Origin of the sequence: Methylobacterium sp. WL116, from assembly GCF_008039455.1 — a bacterium.
Lineage (GTDB): Bacteria > Pseudomonadota > Alphaproteobacteria > Rhizobiales > Beijerinckiaceae > Methylobacterium.
This window is the reverse complement of sequence record NZ_VRUV01000506.1, coordinates 1-3303: the sequence shown is the minus strand read 5'-3', so window position 1 is coordinate 3303 and position 3303 is coordinate 1. Positions and strand designations below refer to the sequence as shown.

Sequence of the window (3303 nt, the reverse complement as noted above, 5' to 3'; positions counted from 1 at the left end):
CTCAGGCCAGCGCGGCGGCGGCGAGCCCGGCCTCGGTCAGGTAGGGCCGGAACAGGCTCGCCACCTGGGCCGCGCCCCAATCCAGGTGCTCGCGCCGGACCTCGCCGAGGCCGCGGCGCGAGCGCAGGTAGTCGATCCAGTAGGTAGAGACGATCCAGGCGTTGACGATCAGGTGCTCGGTCTCCGCCGGGCCGGCCCTGAGCAGGCCCGCCGCCTTCATCCCGGCGAGCGCCTGCCGGACGTGGTCCTGGCCGGAATCGCTGACCGTCTTCAGCCGCGGCCGCAGGGCCGGCGCGAGCCGGAAGATCGTGCCGCCGTCGCGGTAGAAGAAGCGCCACTCCCACATCAGCGTGAACCAGCCGGCGAGGTAGGGGGCGTAGCGCGCCTCGCCCGCCTGCGTCGCGTAGGCCGTCGCCACCGCCTCGAGCCGGATCTCAAAGGCCGAGAACAGCGCCTCCAGGATCTGCTCCTTGCGCTGGAAGTGATAGTAGAGATTGCCCTCGTTGATGCCGACCGCGGCGGCGATCTCGGCGGTGGTGACGGCGGCCGGACCGCGCTCGTTGAACAGGTCGCGGCAGGCCGCGAGCACGCGGTCGCGCGTGCCGGGCTTCGCGACGCGCGTCGCACCGCTCCTGCCCGCGGCCCCGGCAACGCCCTTCGGCAGATCCTTCGCGCGCGCCGCAGGGCCCGTCCTCATCGCCCCGCCCTCATCGCCTCAGGCCCGCCGTCCGACTTGGCCGCCCCATCGATCCACCCGCACCTTGATCCGGCCTGCGATCCGCCGAGCGCGGGGCGCGTCCGGCACCATCACGTTTCGCGCCAGATGCATTTTACGGTGGTAGCCCGTTGACGTCTATAAGGTGTCCACCTTAAATCGGGGCGACGCGCGAAACCGCCGGAGCCCGACGCCATGAACGACGCCTCGCCCCCCACGAGTCCGCTTCGGGCGCCCGCCTCCGCCGCGGACGCCGCCCGGCATTTCGACGTGCTGGTCGTCGGCGCCGGGCTCTCCGGCATCGTCATGGGGCACTACCTGCAGACCGAGTGCCCGCGGAAGACCTACGCCATCCTGGAAAGCCGCGACGCGATCGGCGGCACCTGGGACCTGTTCCGCTATCCCGGCCTGCGCTCGGATTCCGACCTCTACACCTTCGGCTTCAGCTTCCGCCCCTGGCGCAGCGACCGGGCGATCGCCGACGGCGCCTCGATCCTGAGCTACGTCCGCGAGACCGCGCAGGCCGAGGGCATCGACCAAAAGATACGCTTCGGCACCCGGGTGGTGCGGGCGGCCTGGGATTCGGCCGCCGCCCTGTGGACCCTCGACGCCGAGGTCGGCGAAGCCGCCGAGCCGGTGCGCTACACCTGCGCGGTCCTGTCGGTGTGCAGCGGCTACTACGCCTACGACCACGGCTACAGCCCGGACTTTCCCGGGCGCGAGCGCTTCGCCGGGCCGGTGGTGCACCCGCAGGCCTGGCCCGAGGACCTGTCCTGGGACGGCAAGCGCGTGGTGGTGATCGGCTCGGGCGCCACCGCGGTGACGCTGGTGCCGGCGATGGCCAAGACCGCGCAGCACGTCACGATGCTGCAGCGCTCGCCGACCTACATCGTCGCCCTGCCGAGCCGGGACAGAATCGCGCATTGGCTGCGCGAAAAGCTGCCGGCCGGCCTCGCCCACCGGCTGACGCGGGCGAAGAACGTCGCGCTCGGCATCTTCTTCTACCAGTTCGCGCGCAAGAAGCCGGCGGCGATGACCAAGCGCATCCTCGACGGCGTGCGCGCGCAGCTCGGCCCCGACTACGACGTCGCCAAGCACTTCACCCCGAGCTACAAGCCGTGGGACCAGCGCCTCTGCCTCGTGCCGGACGGCGACCTGTTCAAGGCGATCCGCTCCGGCGCCGCCTCGGTCGAGACCGACACGATCGCCAGCTTCACCGAGGACGGCGTCCGGCTCGCCTCCGGCAAGACGCTGCCGGCCGACATCGTCGTCACCGCCACGGGCCTCCGGATGAAGATGATCGGCGGGATGACGCTTTCCGTCGACGGCCGCGCGGTCGAGCCGGAGAACACGTTCCTGTACAAGGGCATGATGCTGTCGGGCGTGCCGAACTTCGCGGTGACGATCGGCTACACCAACGCCTCGTGGACCCTGAAGAGCGAGCTGACGGCGCGCTACCTTTGCCGGCTCATCAACCACATGGACGCCAACGGCTTCGCGCGCTGCGAGCCCCTGGCGGATACCGGCCGGCTCAACACCGAGCCGACCCTGCCGCTGACCTCCGGCTACGTCACCCGCGCCGCGCACCTGCTGCCGAAGCAGGCCGACACCAAGCCGTGGAAGCTGCACCAGAACTACATCCTCGACACCGCCGCCCTGAAGTTCGGCCGCCTCGACGACGGCACGATGCGGTTCTCGCGCCGCGAGGCGGCCAAGCGCGCGGCGTGAGCCTCCCTTCCCTCCCCCCGACGGATCTCGGGCTTGCCCGAGATCCGCACCCTGTGTGCCCAAGTCGGGCAGGCCCGACTTGGGTGCGGGGGAGGGTGGGCCTCGCGTGAGCGAGGGTCGGGAGAGGGGAGCGACAGTGCCGGATGCGGCGCTTCCCTCTCCCGACCCGCTTCGCGGGCCACCCTCCCCCGCAGAGGGGGAGGGGAAGTGGACCGCGCGTTTCATCCACCAAACATGCAGCGAGCCCCCATGCCGAACTGGAACCTCGAGAACCGCACGGCCCTGATCACCGGCGCGGCGAGCGGCATCGGCCGTGCGCTGGCGGTGGGGCTGGCCGCGCGCGGCTGCAACCTGGCGCTGGCCGACCGCAACGTCGCCGGGCTGGAGGAGACCGAGCGGCTGATCGCGACGAACCGGGTCCGCATCAGCCGCCACCCCCTCGACGTCGCCGACCGCGACGCCATCGCCGCGCTGCCGGCCGCGGTCGAGGCGGCCCATGGGGGCCTCGACGTGCTGATCAACAATGCCGGCGTGGCGCTCGGCGGCACCTTCGAGGACGTGACGGAGGCCGATTTCGAATGGCTGTTCGAGATCAACTTCTGGGGCGTGGTGCGGATGACCCGCGCCTTCCTGCCGCTGCTGCGGGCGCAGCCGGAAGCGCGGATCGTCAACCTGTCGAGCCTCTACGGGCTGATCGCGCCGCCGGGCCAGACCGCCTATTCCGCGAGCAAGTTCGCGGTGCGCGGCTTCTCGCAGGCGCTGCGGCACGAGCTCGCCGGCACCGCGATCGGCGTCACCGTGGTGCATCCGGGCGGCGTCGCCACCTCGGTCGCCGACAGCGCCCGCCTGCCCGCGCACAT

At 71.5% G+C, this 3303-nt stretch carries 3 protein-coding genes; 2 read left to right on the top strand and 1 reads right to left on the bottom strand.

The annotated features are described in order from the left end of the window. Nucleotide 1: 1 nt before the first annotated feature. The gene (locus FV223_RS23620) at nt 2-697 is read right to left on the bottom strand and encodes a TetR/AcrR family transcriptional regulator (protein WP_147729267.1); all 696 of its coding nucleotides are present in this window, start codon (nt 695-697) and stop codon (nt 2-4) included. Between the two features lie 213 nt (nt 698-910). Between FV223_RS23620 and FV223_RS23615 the strand changes: the two genes are divergently transcribed. After that, nucleotides 911-2443: an NAD(P)/FAD-dependent oxidoreductase gene (locus tag FV223_RS23615; protein WP_147729266.1), complete on the top strand. Its 1533-nt coding sequence runs from the start codon at nt 911-913 to the stop codon at nt 2441-2443. A gap of 249 nt (nt 2444-2692) precedes the next feature. Continuing rightward, the coding region (locus tag FV223_RS23605) for an SDR family NAD(P)-dependent oxidoreductase (protein ID WP_147729265.1) at nt 2693-3303 on the top strand (611 nt) is incomplete at its 3' end.